The organism is Mesorhizobium sp. B2-7-2 (genome assembly GCF_006440775.1).
In the GTDB taxonomy this organism is placed as follows: domain Bacteria; phylum Pseudomonadota; class Alphaproteobacteria; order Rhizobiales; family Rhizobiaceae; genus Mesorhizobium.
Genome location: NZ_VFTZ01000001.1, coordinates 1 through 15,897 on the forward strand (window position 1 = coordinate 1; position 15,897 = coordinate 15,897).

14 protein-coding genes are annotated in these 15,897 nt (G+C 63.1%); 7 read left to right on the forward strand and 7 right to left on the reverse strand.

The genetic code is table 11. From position 1 onward, the window contains the following. On the reverse strand, positions 1–188 hold a 188-nt coding region (locus tag FJ425_RS00005; protein WP_140720804.1), incomplete at its 3' end, for a P-II family nitrogen regulator. Between the two features lie 346 nt (positions 189–534). Between FJ425_RS00005 and FJ425_RS00010 the strand changes: the two genes are divergently transcribed. Beyond that, positions 535–2,052 carry an NAD(P)H-hydrate dehydratase gene (locus FJ425_RS00010; RefSeq protein ID WP_140721572.1) on the forward strand — a complete coding sequence of 506 codons (1,518 nt, stop codon included), beginning with the start codon at positions 535–537 and terminating at the stop codon, positions 2,050–2,052. A 54-nt stretch (positions 2,053–2,106) separates the two neighbouring features. Here FJ425_RS00010 and waaF read toward each other — a convergent pair whose 3' ends face one another. From waaF to FJ425_RS00025, 3 genes are read right to left on the reverse strand one after another with little or no spacing between them, the layout of a single operon-like run. Beyond that, a complete protein-coding gene (gene waaF, locus FJ425_RS00015; RefSeq protein WP_246673631.1) occupies positions 2,107–3,123 on the reverse strand; it encodes a lipopolysaccharide heptosyltransferase II in 1,017 nt (338 codons plus the stop codon). Positions 3,124–3,180: 57 nt separating this feature from the next. After that, positions 3,181–4,122 carry a glycosyltransferase gene (locus FJ425_RS00020; protein WP_140636524.1) on the reverse strand — a complete coding sequence of 314 codons (942 nt, stop codon included), beginning with the start codon at positions 4,120–4,122 and terminating at the stop codon, positions 3,181–3,183. Between the two features lie 19 nt (positions 4,123–4,141). Further along, a complete protein-coding gene (locus FJ425_RS00025; protein WP_140636526.1) occupies positions 4,142–5,674 on the reverse strand; it encodes an acyl-CoA carboxylase subunit beta in 1,533 nt (510 codons plus the stop codon). A gap of 1,016 nt (positions 5,675–6,690) precedes the next feature. Here FJ425_RS00025 and FJ425_RS00030 point away from each other — a divergent pair. After that, a complete protein-coding gene (locus FJ425_RS00030) occupies positions 6,691–8,130 on the forward strand; it encodes a DEAD/DEAH box helicase (RefSeq protein ID WP_181165068.1) in 1,440 nt (479 codons plus the stop codon). Between the two features lie 189 nt (positions 8,131–8,319). Here the strand turns inward: FJ425_RS00030 and FJ425_RS00035 are convergent, their stop codons facing one another. Then, positions 8,320–9,309 (reverse strand): alpha/beta fold hydrolase, encoded by a 990-nt coding sequence (locus tag FJ425_RS00035; RefSeq protein ID WP_140720807.1) that lies wholly within the window; start codon positions 9,307–9,309, stop codon positions 8,320–8,322. A gap of 69 nt (positions 9,310–9,378) precedes the next feature. Next, positions 9,379–10,227 (reverse strand): SDR family NAD(P)-dependent oxidoreductase, encoded by an 849-nt coding sequence (locus tag FJ425_RS00040; RefSeq protein ID WP_140720810.1) that lies wholly within the window; start codon positions 10,225–10,227, stop codon positions 9,379–9,381. A gap of 191 nt (positions 10,228–10,418) precedes the next feature. On the opposite strand from FJ425_RS00040, the gene FJ425_RS00045 reads away from it, so the two are divergent. From FJ425_RS00045 to FJ425_RS00065, 5 genes are all read left to right on the forward strand, one after another. Continuing rightward, positions 10,419–11,453, forward strand: coding sequence for a cysteine synthase A (locus FJ425_RS00045; protein WP_140720813.1), 1,035 nt, complete (start codon positions 10,419–10,421; stop codon positions 11,451–11,453). Further along, complete coding sequence (locus FJ425_RS00050; RefSeq protein WP_140721574.1) at positions 11,453–12,196, forward strand: alanyl-tRNA editing protein; 744 nt, start codon at positions 11,453–11,455, stop codon at positions 12,194–12,196. Before FJ425_RS00045 ends, FJ425_RS00050 begins: the two co-directional genes overlap by 1 nt. 30 nt (positions 12,197–12,226) lie before the next feature. Next, positions 12,227–13,078, forward strand: coding sequence for a 3-mercaptopyruvate sulfurtransferase (sseA, locus tag FJ425_RS00055; RefSeq protein WP_140720816.1), 852 nt, complete (start codon positions 12,227–12,229; stop codon positions 13,076–13,078). After that, entirely contained in the window at positions 13,078–13,641 is a 564-nt protein-coding gene (locus FJ425_RS00060; RefSeq protein ID WP_140721577.1) for a GNAT family N-acetyltransferase, read from the forward strand. Before sseA ends, FJ425_RS00060 begins: the two co-directional genes overlap by 1 nt. Before the next feature lie 103 nt (positions 13,642–13,744). Next, entirely contained in the window at positions 13,745–14,212 is a 468-nt protein-coding gene (locus FJ425_RS00065) for a DUF1203 domain-containing protein (RefSeq protein ID WP_140700316.1), read from the forward strand. A 431-nt stretch (positions 14,213–14,643) separates the two neighbouring features. On the opposite strand, the gene ald is transcribed toward FJ425_RS00065, so the two are convergent. Beyond that, the gene (gene ald, locus FJ425_RS00070; protein WP_140636540.1) at positions 14,644–15,759 is read right to left on the reverse strand and encodes an alanine dehydrogenase; all 1,116 of its coding nucleotides are present in this window, start codon (positions 15,757–15,759) and stop codon (positions 14,644–14,646) included. Positions 15,760–15,897: the final 138 nt, after the last annotated feature.

Below are 15,897 nucleotides of genomic sequence, written 5' to 3' on the forward strand. Positions count from 1 at the left end.
ACCTCGATCTTCACCTTGGGCAGGAAATCGACGACATATTCGGCGCCGCGATAAAGCTCGGTATGGCCCTTCTGGCGGCCGAAACCCTTGGCTTCGGTGACGGTGATGCCTTGCAGTCCGGCCTCCTGAAGCGCTTCCTTCACTTCGTCCAGCTTGAATGGCTTGATGATCGCTTCGATCTTTTTCATGTAAAAAGTGGCCTCCACTGCCAAGAAGACGGGTTGTGTGCCCCGCTTGCGCCTTCATCAAGCACGAAGCGTGCCAATCCTGAGGAGCGCAGACGGTGAGGGGCGTTTTCGCGCCCATGCCGCGTCCGGATGCAAATTCGCGTCATCGGCTGCATCGGATGCGTCATGGACGCCCAAACGGTATACATCGCTCCTCCTCGCGTCTGCGCAAAAAATGGGCAGACAGCGCAATTTGCAGGCTGAACCCCTCCTGGATGCGACCGCATTTGCAAGACAATGTGCGGTCACTGGTTTGCTTCGAACCGAAAACTGGACAATGCTTGATCGCATGGAGATCGGCAATCCCATGCGCAATGAACTTCTATCGCCGGCCGAAATGGCCGAGGCCGACAGGCTGACAATCGCGGCCGGACCGCTCGACGGCTATCGCTTGATGCTACGCGCCGGCGAGGCGGTCGCTGCCGTCGTGCTGGCGCGCTATCCTGGCGCGAAGAAGGTGCATGTGCTGTGCGGCCCGGGCAACAATGGCGGCGACGGCTACGTCGTGGCGCGGCTGCTGGCAGAGGCCGGCGTCGATGTGGCCCTGTGGGCGTCGGGCGAACCGAAGGCAGGCAGCGACGCCGCGCTCGCGGCGGCTGATTGTGCTCTGGAGCGGCACCCGCTTTCAGCCTTCACCGCGGAAGCTGGATCGCTGGTTGTCGACGCCATCTATGGTGCGGGCCTGTCGAAGTCTCTCGCCGGCGACGCCAAAGGCGCGGTCGACACCGCGACGGGCATGAACCTGCCGGTTGTCGCGATCGACCTGCCTTCGGGCGTTTCAGGCGAAAGCGGCGAAGTCCTCGGCTCGGCATTTCGCGCGGCTCTCACGGTGACCTTCGCACGAAAGAAGCCTGGGCATCTGCTTCTGCCTGGCCGCGAGCGATGTGGCGAGATCGTGGTGGCCGACATCGGCATTCGTGACGAGATCATCGACGAGGTCGCGCCGCGGGCCTTTGAGAACCGCCCCGGGCTCTGGATCGCCAGCTTTCCCGCGCCCGCCCTCGACACGCACAAATACAAGCGCGGCCATACCAGCGTCTTTTCGGGCGGACCATCCGCGACGGGCGCGGCGCGGCTGTCGGCGCTTGCGGCCGCCAGAAGCGGAGCAGGGGCCGTCACCGTGCTCTCGCCGGCGAACGCCATGCAGGTCAACGCGGCGCATCTGACCTCGATCATGCTGCGCAAGGTCGACGCGATCGAGGATGTGCATGATCTTATCGGCGATCGCCGGCCGTCCGCCTTCGTCCTCGGCCCCGGCTTCGGCATCGGTGACAAGGCGCGCGATTTCGCGCTCGCCGTGCTCGCCAAAAACCGGCAGGACGGCGGTGTCGAGGGCCTCGTGCTCGACGCCGACGGCATCACGTCTTTCCGCAATGCGGCCTCGACGCTGTTCGAGGCAGCGGCCAGACCGGATGCGCCGGCGTTGATCATGACGCCGCATGAGGGTGAGTTCGGCAGGTTGTTTGCCGACATTGCCGGCAACAAGACGTCGTCGAAGCTGGCCAAGGCGCGCGAAGCCGCGCTGCGCGCCAACGCCGTGATCGTCTATAAGGGCGCCGACAGCGTGATCGCCGCGCCGGACGGCCGCGCCGCGATCAACAGCAACGGCGCGCCATGGCTCGCCACCGCCGGTTCGGGCGACGTGCTGGCGGGCATCATTGCCGGGCTCCTGGCGCAAGGCATGCCGGCCTTCGAAGCGGCTTGCGCCGCGGTCTGGGTCCATGCCGAAGCCGGCAGCCGGTTCGGGCCGGGTTTGATCGCAGAAGACCTGCCTCTGGCCATGGTGCCGGTTCTTCGCGAGCTGGCGCAGAGCGCTGTCCTATGAAGCGGCGCGCCCGACCCCGCATGGGCGCGGGTGCCGGGGAATAGGTCAGGCAACCTACCTCGAGCGCGGCTGCCTCACGGCGTCGGCCAAAGCGGCAAGAACGCGTTCCTCGCTGACACCGCGTGTGTCCTGGACCCAACTCGGTGTCGAAATCGGCGGCTCGAGATAGCGCACCTGGTCGTTCACCGGTCCGGTCTCATAGGAGCGGTTCGATCCGAAGATAAGCACGCATGGTCCGCCCAAGGCCGCGGCCGCGTGGCAGAGCCCGCCATCGACCCCGAGAAACGCAGTCGAGGCGGCGATCTGGCATATGGCGTCGGTCAGTTGCGGCGTCGATGTGAAATCCACCGCCTCGGGGAGCGCAGCCCGGATCTGAGCCGCGGCCTCGCGCTCGCGCGGGCCGCCGATGAGCCAGACCGACCAGCCGCGCCTGGCGTGATCCTGCGCAACCGAGATAAAACGCTCCGCCGGCCATGAACGGAAATTGGTGAAAGCCGAGGTGTAGAGCGCCAGCGCCGGCCTCGCCGGATCGATTCCATGCCGGGCGCGCCAATCGGCAAGTTCCTCGGCTGAGACCGCCATTTGCGGAGCAGGCAGGCGCATGTCATCGCCAGGTTTCTCGCCCAGCATCGCGATCGCGCAGACTTGCTCGAACAACCTTGTCTTGCGCGGGCCGAACGCCACGAAGCTCTTCGGCCAGCCGGCGGGCAGGCGGTTGATGATGCCGAACTGGAACTCGCGCGGATAGCCGATGCGTTCCGGAATTCCGGCGAGCCACGGCACCAGCGAAGCCTTGGTGCTGCTGGTGAGCATATAGGCCGCTTGGTAGTTCTCCTTGCGGATTTCGCGTGCCAGACCCGCGCGCTCTTTCAGCCCGGGCTTCCAGTGCTTCTCAACGATCCAGGTTTTGCGGATATGCGGCATCAGCCGCGCCAGCGGCGCGGCGAGCGGCGAGGTGGCGACGTCGATCGGATGCCCGGGAAATTTCTCGGCAAGTATCCGGATTGCCGAATGGCAGCGGATGAAGTCACCGATCGCCGGCAAGCAGAAGACGAGGATGGGACGCAACAAGCGCTACCTTTTCGATCCGGAACAGCCGCTGCCAATGGCGAGCATGACGGTGATTTGTCACGGAAGCGCTTCGCCATCAAGGACGCGGTGATAGAGCTCCAGATAGGCTTTCGCCGTTTTCTCGATCGGGAACCTGTCCGCGGCAGACTGCCGGCATCGCTGCGCGGACAGGTCTCCGATCTCGCCAAGGGCGCGCCCGAACTCCTCGTCGGACTCGAAGAAGCGTCCGGTATCCGCATCGACGGTTTCCACGAGCGCGCCGCGCGGCGTGGTGAGCACGGGCGTGCCGCATAGCATGGCCTCGACCTGCGCCATGCCGAACGGCTCCTCCCAGGAGATCGGGTTGAGGAATGCCTTCGATTCGCCCAACAGGCGCAATTTGTCCTGGCCGTCGACCATGCCGTGAAACCGGTAGCGGGCGGAAAGGCTCTTGAAGAACACGCCCTCGCGACGCGTCTTGCTGCGGCCGAGCAGCTTCCAGCGCGAGCCGCCGGCGATATCGAGGGTGAAGTCGAATTTCTTTGCCAAGTCCACCGCCCGGTTCAAGCCCTTTCCGGCCCGGGCGATGGCCGCCATGAAAAACAGATGGTCGTTCTTCGACGGCGCTAGCTGATAGGCGTCCACCGGAAAGCCGTTATAGACGAAGGTCTTGCGGCCATGCAGCTCGGCATGGCGGGCGCTGAGGAAATTCCAGTTGGGCTGTGGCCGCGGATAATCCGGAAGATGGCCGTGCTCGGTGTTGAGCGTCGGAAAGGGTACCTCGACCTTCCAGGCGTGGAGATTGACGATCTGGGTGTCGCGTGGGATCGCCGCCCGGCATTCGGCATCGCTGATCGCATGCCTGACCTCGCAGAGCGGATGCGACGACCCCGGCGCGGCGATCAGGACCACATGGTGGCCGAGCCTGACCAGTTCGGTGATCAGCCATTCGACCTGGCGCTGTGTGCCGCCATACCCCATCGCTGGAATAAGGCTCTGGGCTGCAAGGGTTATGCGCATTTCTTATCGGTGCAGCTTTTCACAACGGAATGTTGTCGTGCTTCTTCCAAGGGTTCTGCATGTCCTTGTTGCGCAGCATGCGCAGCGCTCGCGCTACGCGGCGCCTGGTCGAATGCGGCATGATCACCTCGTCGACATAGCCGCGTTCGGCGGCGACGAAGGGCGACAGGAAGCGGTCCTCGTAAGTCTTTGTATGGGCGGCGATTTTCTCCGGATCGCCGATATCCTTGCGATAGATGATCTCGACCGCGCCCCTGGCGCCCATCACCGCGATCTGCGCCGTCGGCCAGGCATAGTTCATATCGCCGCGCAGATGCTTCGAGGCCATCACGTCATAGGCGCCGCCATAAGCCTTGCGGGTGATGACGGTGATCTTCGGCACGGTCGCCTCGGCATAGGCGAAAAGCAGCTTGGCGCCATGCTTGATCAGCCCGCCATATTCCTGCGCGGTGCCCGGCAGGAAGCCCGGCACGTCGACGAAAGTGACGATTGGAATGGAAAAACAATCGCAGAAGCGCACGAAGCGCGCCGCCTTGCGGCTGGCGTCGGAATCGAGCACGCCGGCCAGCACCATCGGCTGGTTGGCGACGAAACCGACGGTGCGGCCCTCGACGCGGCCGAAGCCGGTGACGATGTTCCTGGCGAAACTCTGCTGAATCTCGAAGAAATCGCCTTCGTCGGCGACCTTCAGGATCAGCTCCTTGATGTCGTAGGGCTTATTGGCATTATCGGGGATCAGCCGGTCGAGCGACAGGTCGTGGTCCGTCACCGACTGGTAGCACTCGATTTCCGGGATTTCGGCCGTGTTCGACGCTGGCAGAAGATCGACCAGCCGGCGCATCTGCAGCAGCGCCTCGACATCATTGTCATAGGCGCCGTCGGCGATTGAGGATTTGGTGGTGTGCACGCTTGCGCCGCCGAGGCTTTCCGCGGTCACCGTCTCGTTGGTCACCGTCTTCACCACGTCCGGTCCGGTGACGAACATGTAGGATGTATCGCGCACCATGAAGATGAAATCGGTCATGGCGGGCGAGTAGACGTCGCCGCCGGCGCAGGGACCCATGATCAACGAAATTTGCGGGATGACGCCGGATGCGAGCACATTGCGCTGGAAGATCTCCGCGTAGCCGCCAAGCGCCGCCACGCCTTCTTGGATACGTGCGCCGCCGGCGTCATAGAGGCCGATGATCGGCGCGCGATTGCGCAGCGCCATCTCCTGGACCTTGATGACCTTCTCGGCATGCGCTTCCGACAGCGAGCCGCCGAACACGGTGAAATCCTTGGCGAAGATATAGACCGGGCGCCCATTGACGGTGCCCCAGCCGGTGACGACGCCGTCGCCGGCAATCTTGGTCTTCTCCATGCCGAAATCGGTCGAGCGGTGCTCGACATACATGTCGAACTCCTCGAACGAGCCCTCGTCGAGGAATATCTCGATACGCTCGCGCGCGGTAAGCTTGCCCTTCTTGTGCTGCGCCTCGATGCGGTCCTTGCCGCCGCCCATGCGGGCAATCTCGCGGCGGCGCTCGAGTTCCCTGAGTACATCCTTCATGGCCGATCTCCAGAGCAGGCTGCATTTTGTGGTAATGGCACCCGCAGGAGAGCGCAAGCGTGGTGGGATCGAGCAATTTGTGTTGCGTTAACCGGCCAGCCTAGGCTCCGTTGGCAGGCTGTCTCCTGATGATTGGGAGCTAACTCATCGGGCCCGCGCCGGATCCAGCAACGGAAGGGAGCACAGCCGCTTCCCCGAGAAAAAGGACCGCAAGCGACAGAATTTGACGCCGATGGGGACCGGTTAAGATACAGATCATGAAAGGCCCGTTGTCCATACCAACCCACACGACCACCAATGGGCATTGACTCCGAGTGGGCCAGAGCGGCAATGAATGACGAAATAAGCCAAGGAGACTATGCCTCAGTATTCGAAGCTATCCGTGGATATTCGACGGGCAATCTCCGATTCAGATATACATGGATCACACTGGTCTCAGATGCTCCTTCGTCGTCCCAAGATATACTCGCAAAAGTAAATATAAACTCTTTAGTATCGAAAGAAGAATTCCTTCTTCTTGAGGAATACGTCCTACAAATTATTAGTATCCGCGCGATAGCTGACGATAACTCCGTCTTGGTCGATTTTGATGGAGAATAGGCGGATATGGGCTTAACCAACGTGCTGGCTAGGGCGAGGGCGTGGCCGGACGACATTTGATGACATCTAGGCTTCCTCGTTCTGGCTTTTTGTTGCACCGCAACATGACGCCCCTTGCATTTCGGGACGAACTCAGCCATATGCAGCGGTATAGGCGCTTGGGCCGGGAACGAATCCGGCCTTCTCGACGAATGAGACTGGTTGCGTCTGTTTTCCCTCTTTCCGGCAAATCGGCCCTGGTCGATCGGCAAGCTGGCGAAAAAGCCCCGAGGCATGATGCTTGCGGGCACGACAGCGCAGCCGCGCGGACGGAACCGTCCGCCGCCTTGTCGTTTCATGACAATTTATCCGACGGCAGGTTGCGCCCTGCCGCCATTGATGTTTGCGGCCACAAGGCCGCGTGAAAGAAGATTATTTTGACCAACGAAAACACAGCGGAACTGAACGGTTTCGCAGCACTGGGAATTTCCGGCGCGCTGCTCAAGGCGACCCATGCCGCCGGGTTCACCGATCCGAAGCCTATCCAGACGCAGGCGATCCCACCGCAGATGGAAGGGCGCGATATTTTCGGTATCGCCCAGACCGGCTCGGGCAAGACGGCGGCCTTCGCGCTGCCGATTCTCTCGAAGATCATCGGGCTCGGCACCAAGCGCCGGCCGAAGACGACGCGGGCGCTCATCCTGGCGCCGACGCGCGAGCTCGCCGTGCAGATCGAGGACACCATCAAGATCCTCGCCAAGGGCGCGCATGTCTCGACCGCGCTGGTGCTGGGCGGCGTCTCGCGCTTCAGTCAGGTCAAGAAGGTTGCGCCCGGCGTCGACATTCTGATCGCCACGCCCGGCCGCCTGACCGACCTGGTGCGCGAGGGCGACCTCATCCTTGCCGACACCAAATGGCTGGTGCTCGATGAGGGCGACCGCATGCTCGACATGGGCTTCATCAACGATGTCAAGCGTATTGCCAAGGCGACCGCGCCGGACCGGCAGACGGCACTGTTCTCGGCCACCATGCCCGATGAGATCGCAGAGCTTGCCAAGGGCTTGCTGAAGAACCCCGTCCGCATCGAAGTCTCGCCGCAAAGCACCGCTGCGGTCGAGATCGTGCAGAGCTTGGTGCTCGCCCGCACCAAGCAGAAGCGCCAGGTGCTGTCAAAGATGCTGGCCGACGAGGCGATGCGCTCGGTGATCGTGTTCTCGCGCACCAAGCATGGTGCCGACCGCGTCACCAAGGACCTTGCCCGTGACGGTTTCGAGGCGGCCGTCATCCACGGCAACAAGTCGCAGAACGCGCGCCAGAAGGCGCTCAACGATTTCCGCGACGGCTCGGTTCGCATCCTGGTCGCGACCGATATCGCGGCGCGCGGCATCGACGTGCCCGGCATCAGCCACGTCGTGAATTTCGACTTGCCCGACGAAGCGGAGAGCTATGTCCATCGTATCGGCCGCACCGGCCGCAACGGCAGGGACGGTATTGCGATCACGCTGTGCGATCCTTCGGAAAACGCCAAGCTGCGGCAGGTCGAGCGCATCATCCGCATGAAGCTGCCGGTCGTCGCCGACCATCTCGGCAGCCCGGATCCGCAGCGCGACCCCAGGGAAAAGGCCGAGCGTCATTTCGAACCGGCCAATGACCGCGAGCATCACGGTGCCCGTCGCGATGGCCGCCGCCCGGGCAACGGTGGCGACAACAAGCGCTTCGGCGGCAAGCCTCATGGCGAGCGCGCTCCGAAGCCGCAGGGCGAACGCCCGGCCGCGGCCAAGCCGAACGGCTCGAGCAAGCCCGATGGCTTCAAGCGCTTCAAAGGTAACAACAAGCGCCGCTTCGGCGGCAAGCGTCCGGCGAACCGGGCTGCCTGAGCCAAGAGCCGGATGATTTCAGGTCGAGTCGACCTGAAATCTGAATCCGGCTCTAAATCAAAGACATAGAGCATGATGTCGTCCGAAAACCGCTCCACACTTTTCGGCATCATGCTCTAGCAGAACCACGCGAACAGGAACGGCCGGAGCGATGATGCTTCGGCCGTTTTTCATTCCATTGGGCTGACTTCACTGGCCCGACTGCTGCTGCATCAGCGCCTTCACCCACACCACGATACGCTGGGTGAGAAAGGCTGTGGTCTGTGGCGACAGCACATCGCCGGCGATGACGTGATTGTCTGGATCGCCGGTGTCGTCGACCGGCACCAGCTCGTGCGGACCGCCCCAGCGCCCGGCGATCTCGCGCGTGCGGTCCGGCCGCACCACCTTGTCGGCATCCGAGAAGATGAAGAGGGCGGGGATTTTCGCCTTCTCGACCGGCGCCTCATAGGCGAGATTGGTGAGCGCCGCCATCGGCAGCACCGCCTTCATGGGGTATTTGGTGGTCCAGAATTTCTCGTGCAGTGCGTTGCGCGCGGGAAAACTGCGTTCCTTGCCGCCGACAAGCTCAGCGATTTGTCCGCCCCAGGGCATGGTGAGAACCTCGGCGCCGGAGGCCTTGACGCCGAAATTCGGCGATATGAATGCGATAGCGGCGACGCCGTCCGATGCACCAGGCCGGGTTGCGGCCCATGCCGCCAGCGAACCGCCGGTCGAGGTCCCGATGACGATCACCTTGTCACCGATGGCACGGCCGATGGCCAAAGCCTCCTCATAGTCGTTGACCCAGGCATTGACGCTGCCTTGCGCCATGGCCGCGCCGTCCTGGCCGTGGCCGGTCAGGCGCGTGTAGAAGAGGTTGCCTTCCAGTTCATCCGCAATGTCGTCCGGCAAGGGGCGGACCTCGCCCTTCGAGGCGGAAAACCCATGAATATAGACGATGGCCAAGGGCGTCTTGGCATGGACCATCGGGTTCGCCCAGATGATCTCTTTGTCGAGCCCGTCGCGGATGTTGGGCACGGCGGCCTCTTCACGCGCCAGATAGGCCTGCGGATCGTCGCCGATCGCCGACGGATTGAACCGGATTGTGGTGTCGACCGGCACGCGTGGGCCGAGGAAGAAAACGGCAATCAGGACGACTGCAAGGCCAAGCACCGCCAGCACGATCCGCCGCCCCATTACAGTCTCCAAGCTATGATTCTCAACCTATGGCCGTACCCGCCTGCAGGCAATCGCCGTTTCGCCGGCTTATGCCGCCTTGTCGCGGGATGGGTTTTTATCGCCGGGCAGCCTGCGATCGAAATGCAATGGCCGCCCCCACCAGTGGGTGGTGAGCCCGATGACGAAGCGGCCGATCGGTCGCGGAAGCAGGCCGAGCACCTTCAACGGCAAGCTTATGTGGTGCGGGAACGTCACTTCGAAGCCGCCCTTCCGGATGCCGCGAGCCATGCGGCGCGACGCGCGATGCACAGGCATGAGGCCCGGCATCGGCAGCTTGTTCTTTTCCGTCAGCGGCGTGTCGACGAAGCCTGGGTTGATGACCTGGATGCGGATGTTCATCTTGTCGAAATCGTATTTCAGCGACTCCGCCAGGATGTTGATCGCGGCCTTGGTGCCGCCATAGGCCGCCGTGGTCGGCCAGCCGGAGTAAGCAGTGACCGATCCCACCAGAACGATATGGCCGCGTCCGCGCACGCGCATATACTCGACGACAGGCACCACGCCGTTGACGATGCCGAAATAGTTTACGGCGAAGGAGCGGTGGAAATCGCGCACAACCAGATTCTCGCCAGGGGTGGCGATGTAGTTGCCGGCGTTGAAGACCGCAAGCACGATGGGCCCCATCTGCTCCTCGATCGCGGCGGCCGTGCGCGCCATGCCCTGCTCGTCGGTGACGTCGCAGGGAAAAGATTTCACATGTCCGGACATTTGCGCCGTTTCGACGACCAGCGTGTCGGCCGGATCTTCCGGCAGAGAGGTCACCGCGACGGCATAGCCTTGATTGGCAAGATCCTTGGCCAACGCGCGACCAAGCCCGCTGCTGCCGCCCGTGATCCAGGCGACACCGTCCTTCGGATTGGCCAGGTAGAGTGTCATGCGATGTCCTGCGAATGTTCGGGCTTGCTGTAGCGGCGAAGAAATCGAATGAAAAGAGCGCTTCTGCGCTTGGCGTTGAAATGATCGCAAGCATTGCAGCGTCCAGAATGCGACTGGACCAGACAAAATCTTACCTTGAAACCGGGGCGTCCGGTTTTTAGGGTCTCGCCGCACACATAAAGGAATCCCGCATGCCCCGTTCTGTGATCGAAGCGATCGGCAACACGCCCCTGATCCGGCTCAACAAGGCTTCGGAAGCGACCGGCTGTGAGATCCTCGGCAAGGCCGAGTTCATGAATCCGGGGCAATCGGTAAAGGATCGGGCCGGCCTGTTCATCATCCGCGATGCCGAGCAGCGCGGCCTGCTCAAGCCCGGGGGGCTGATCGTCGAAGGCACTGCCGGCAATACCGGCATCGGTTTGACGCTGGTGGCCAAGGCGCTCGGCTACCGCACCGTCATCGTCATTCCCGACACGCAGAGCCAGGAGAAGAAGGACACGATCAAGATCTTGGGCGCGGAGCTCATCGAAGTGCCGGCGGTGCCCTACAAGAACGCCAACAATTACATAAAACTGTCCGGCCGCCTTGCCGAGCAACTGGCGCGCTCGGAGCCGAACGGCGCGATCTGGGCCAACCAGTTCGACAATGTCGCCAACCGCGACGGCCATGTCCGCACGACTGCCCAGGAGATATGGGCTCAGACCGGCGGCAAGATCGATGGCTTCGTCTCGGCAGTGGGCTCCGGCGGCACGCTTGCGGGTGTCGCACTCGGGCTCAAGGGCAAGAGCAAGGACGTCAAGATCGCGCTCGCCGACCCGCTTGGAGCCGCGCTCTACAGTTTCTACACCAGCGGCGAGTTGAAATCCGACGGCAGCTCGATCACCGAAGGTATCGGCCAGGGCCGCATCACCGCCAATCTGGAAGACTTCACGCCGGATTTCTCCTACCAGGTCCCGGACGAGGAAGCGTTGCCCATCATCTTCGACCTGATCCAGGAAGAGGGGCTCTGCGTCGGCGGCTCGACCGGCATCAACATCGCCGGTGCCGTCCGGCTGGCGCGCGAGCTCGGACCCGGCCACACCATCGTGACGATCCTGGCCGACTACGGCACGCGCTACCAGGCCAAGCTCTTCAATCCGGAGTTCCTGCGCGGCAAGAACCTTCCGGTGCCGGGCTGGATGGAAGAAAAAGCCGATATTTCGGTGCCGTTCGAAAAGGTGGCATGATGGCGTACAAAACCGAAGCGCAGTTTCGCGACGACGCCTATCAGAAGACGGCGGAGGCCGTGGTCGTCGCGATCAACGATCGTGGCGGCATCCTTCTCGATCGTACAGTCTTTTATGCAACGTCCGGCGGGCAGCCGGGCGACACCGGGATATTAGAGCGCGCCGATGGCGACCGCATTGCGATCGCCGCCACCATCACCGGCGAGACCAAGGACGAGATCGTTCATGTGCCGGCACCGGAGCAGGCGCTGCCCGCGGTCGGCGAAAAGCTGAAGCTCCTGATCGACTGGGAGCGGCGGCACCTCCTGATGCGCATGCACTCCGCCTGTCACCTGCTGACTGTCGTTTGCCCTTTCCCAATCACCGGGGCAGCGGTCGCAGAAGACGACAGCCGCGTCGACTTCGACATTCCCGACGCCGGCTTCACGAAGGAGGATGTGACGGCGAGGCTGATGGAGCTGGTGCGCGCCGACCATCCGATCTTCACCCGGCTGATCACCGACGAGGAACTCGCCGCCAATCCCGGCCTGGTCAAATCGAAGAACGTTCGCCCGCCGGTCGGCACCGGCAAGATCCGCCTGGTCTGCATCGGCGAGAGCGGCTCGATCGACAGCCAGCCATGCGGCGGAACGCATGTGAGGTCTACCGGCGAGGTCGGCGAGATTCATATCGGCAAGATCGAGAAGAAAGGCCGCGAGAACCGGCGCTTCCGCATCCGATTCGGACCGATGCCGGCGAACTGACGTTAAAGCTAGGCGGGGCAGGAGAATAAAATGGCGCAGGACAGTCCCTTCATCGTCGACGCCGATTGGCTGGAAAAGCGACTTGGCGAGCCGGGTCTCACCATTGTCGACGCTTCGTGGTATCTGCCGGCGCAAAAGCGCGACGCCCGTGCCGAATACGATGCCGCTCATATTCCGGGTGCTCGCTTCCTCGACCAGGATGCGGTGTCCGATCCGGATTCGAAACTGCCGCACACATTGGCATCGCCGCAGCATTTCGCCCAATATGTCGGCGCCATGGGCGTTTCGGCTGACGACACTATCGTCGTCTATGACGGGCCCGGCCTGTTCTCGGCGCCGCGCGCCTGGTGGATGTTCCGCGTCATGGGCGTCTTCCAGGTCTACATTCTCAATGGCGGATTTGACCGCTGGAAGGCCGAGGGGCGACCAGTGACGGCCGAGCCGACAAAGATCGCGCCGAGTGTCTTTTATGCCGATTTCGATGCCAGCCGGGTTGTCGGACTCGACGAGATGCGCAGGATCGTCGGCAGCCATGAGAGCCAGATCGCCGACGCGCGTTCGGCCGGCCGCTTTGCCGGAACCGATCCGGAGCCGCGTGCGGGCGTCCGTTCGGGCCATATGCCTGGCGCGCATAACGTTCCGATCACGGCGCTTGCCGAGAATGGCGAGCTGCTGCCCAAGGACCGCTTGCGCAAGGCGATCGAGGATGCGGGCATCGACCTGTCGAAACCGGTCGTGACGTCGTGCGGCTCGGGCATCACGGCGGCGGCGATCACGCTGGCGCTCGAGACGCTCGGCCACACCGACAACCGGCTTTACGACGGGTCCTGGACCGAGTGGGGCGGTCTCAGCGACACACCGGTGGTGACGGGGAAAGAATGATGGAAAACGGCGCGCCGCAGGATATCGAAGTGACGGTCACATTCCTGGAGATGCACGCGGCTCCGGCGGTTTCGCCGCCGATCCCTTACAATCGCCAGATCGCGCTGCTGAAGACGAAAGATATCCCGCTTCATTTCTACCGCTATCTGATGGATCGCGTCGGGCGCAAATGGCATTGGGTCAATGTGCTGAGGCTCAGCGACGAGGAGCTTGCCGCCAGCTTGCACCGCGAGGACCGAGACATCCGCGTGCTCTATCTCGACGGCGCGCCCGCCGGCTTCTTCGACCTCAAGCCGCATCTGCCGGACGAGGTGGAGCTCGCCTATTTCGGCATGATGGAGCATGCGCATGGTCAAGGCATCGGCCGCTGGTTCCTTGGCGCCGCGATCTCGGCGGCCTGGGCGCATGGGCCAAGGCGCGTCACCGTGCAGACCTGCACGCTCGACCATCCGGCAGCTCTGCCGCTTTATCAGAAGCTGGGCTTCACGCCGGTGGCGCAGAAGAGAGAGGTCGTGCATCCGCTGACCTTCGCCGAGCGCTCGGCCAGCGTCATGCGAGACTAGAGCAATTCCAGGACTGGTGAGAAACGGTTCCGCCAGTCAGGAATCGGGTGGGAGGCATTGTCGCCACGGCATAATTTCCGGAGATCGACACCGGAGATCTGCCATGAGCATCCAGTTCAAAGCCTTGCCGACCGAAGCCGTGCGCGCCTTGCAGCGGGGTGGGCCCGATGCCTACGGCCGCACCCCGGAGCACCGCATTTCCGACGGCGACGGCGTGCCATGCAGGCATTGCCTCAGGAATGTCGCCGAAGGTGACGGCTATCTGATCGTTGCCTACCGGCCGTTTCCGGAACTGCAGCCCTATGCCGAAACCGGCCCGATCTTCCTACATGCCGAGGAATGCGAGCGCGCAGCCGAAGGGGATGCGCTGCCGGAGATGCTCGAAAGCAGCGACTATATCGTCAGGGGTTACGGCAGGGACGATCGCATCGTTTATGGCAGCGGCGCCGTCACGCCGACCGGCGAGATTGCCGCCCGCGCGCGGACGCTGTTTGGGCGCGACGACATCGCCTACATCCATGTCCGCTCGGCCCGCAACAATTGCTATCAATGCCGCATCGAGCGGGCATGAGCCAAAAAAGAAGCCCGCCGATGGTCGGGCGGGCCGTTGGAGGGTCTGACAGAAGCTGTCGGGCCAGTGCCGTTCGGGCCGGACTTGTCCGACCCGGCAAGCAACTCAGGCCGCCAGTAACGGTCCGTCTCTAGACATCTTTCTCGTCGAGCGAATGTGAAGCATTTCACACAAGACCGCATAATGGCGGAAGAGCGAAAAGAGGCGCGTTTTCAAGACCGTCGTATTCTCGTCGTACTGCTGCGCTAAAAAGCAGTGGTTGCGATGTGTCGACCGCGGATGGACCGGCGGCAGATCGTGACAGTCGAGGAAGCGGGGCTTTTTGCTCCGCTTTTTTGTTGCCAAAATTTTCGACGGAAGCGCAGTTTCCGCGCAAGAAAAAGCCCGCCGGAATGACCCGGCGGGCGACTGAAGGAAATCGTTGCGGATTATCAGGCGGCAAGGACCGCCTTCGGTTCGACCATTTCGTAGCCGAGCGCCTCGGCGACGGCGCGGTTGGTGATCTTGCCCTTGTGGACATTGAGGCCGTTGCGCAAATGGTGGTCGTCGACCAGCGCCTTGAGGCCCTTGTCGGCGAGCTGCAGGCCATAGTGCAGCGTCGCGTTGTTGAGCGCGTGCGCCGAAGTGACCGGCACGGCGCCAGGCATGTTTGCGACGCAATAGTGGATCACGCCGTCGACCTCATAGGTCGGATCGGCGTGCGTCGTGGCATGCGAGGTCTCGAAGCAACCGCCCTGATCGATCGCGACGTCGACCAGCACCGAGCCCTTCTTCATGCCGGAAAGCATTTCGCGGGTGACGAGCTTGGGCGCGGCGGCGCCCGGGATCAGCACGGCGCCGATGACGACATCGGCCGAGAAGCATTCTTCCTCCAGCGCTTCGACGGTCGAGTAGCGTGTATGGACGCGGCCGCCGAAGATGTCGTCGAGCTGGCGAAGACGCGGGATCGAGCGGTCGATGATGGTGACGTCGGCGCCGAGGCCGACAGCCATCTTGGCTGCATGCAGGCCGACGACGCCGCCGCCGAGCACGGTGACCTTGCCGGGCAGCACGCCGGGCACACCGCCGAGCAGCACGCCGCGGCCGCCATTGGCCTTCTGCAGCGCAGTCGCGCCGGCCTGGATCGACAGGCGGCCGGCGACTTCCGACATCGGCGCGAGCAGCGGCAGGCCGCCGCGGTCGTCGGTCACGGTCTCATAGGCAATCGCGGTGACGCCCGAGCCAAGAAGACCCTTGGTCTGCTCCGGATCCGGAGCCAAATGGAGATAGGTGTAGAGAATCTGGCCGTCGCGCAGCTGCACCCATTCGTTGGGCTGCGGCTCCTTGACCTTGACGATCATGTCCGACTTGGCGAACACGTCGGCGGCCGTCTTGGCGATGGTGGCGCCGGCGGCGCGATAGGCGTTGTCGTCGGCGCCGATGCCGGCGCCAGCACCGGTCTCGACCAGCACTTCATGGCCATGCGCGACATATTCGCGGACCGAGCCCGGCGTCAGGCCGACGCGATATTCGTGGTTCTTGATTTCCTTGGGGCAGCCGACACGCATCTTTCTTCTCCCTGTCCGCGCCCTTCAAGGGGCGCTCTCACTGTCGCTCGTGCATGTCACCGGGTCGAAAATATGCGGAGGGTGGACACGCAGTAACCGCAGTCAACCACGAATCGTTCCGTATGTGTTTGCGAATGC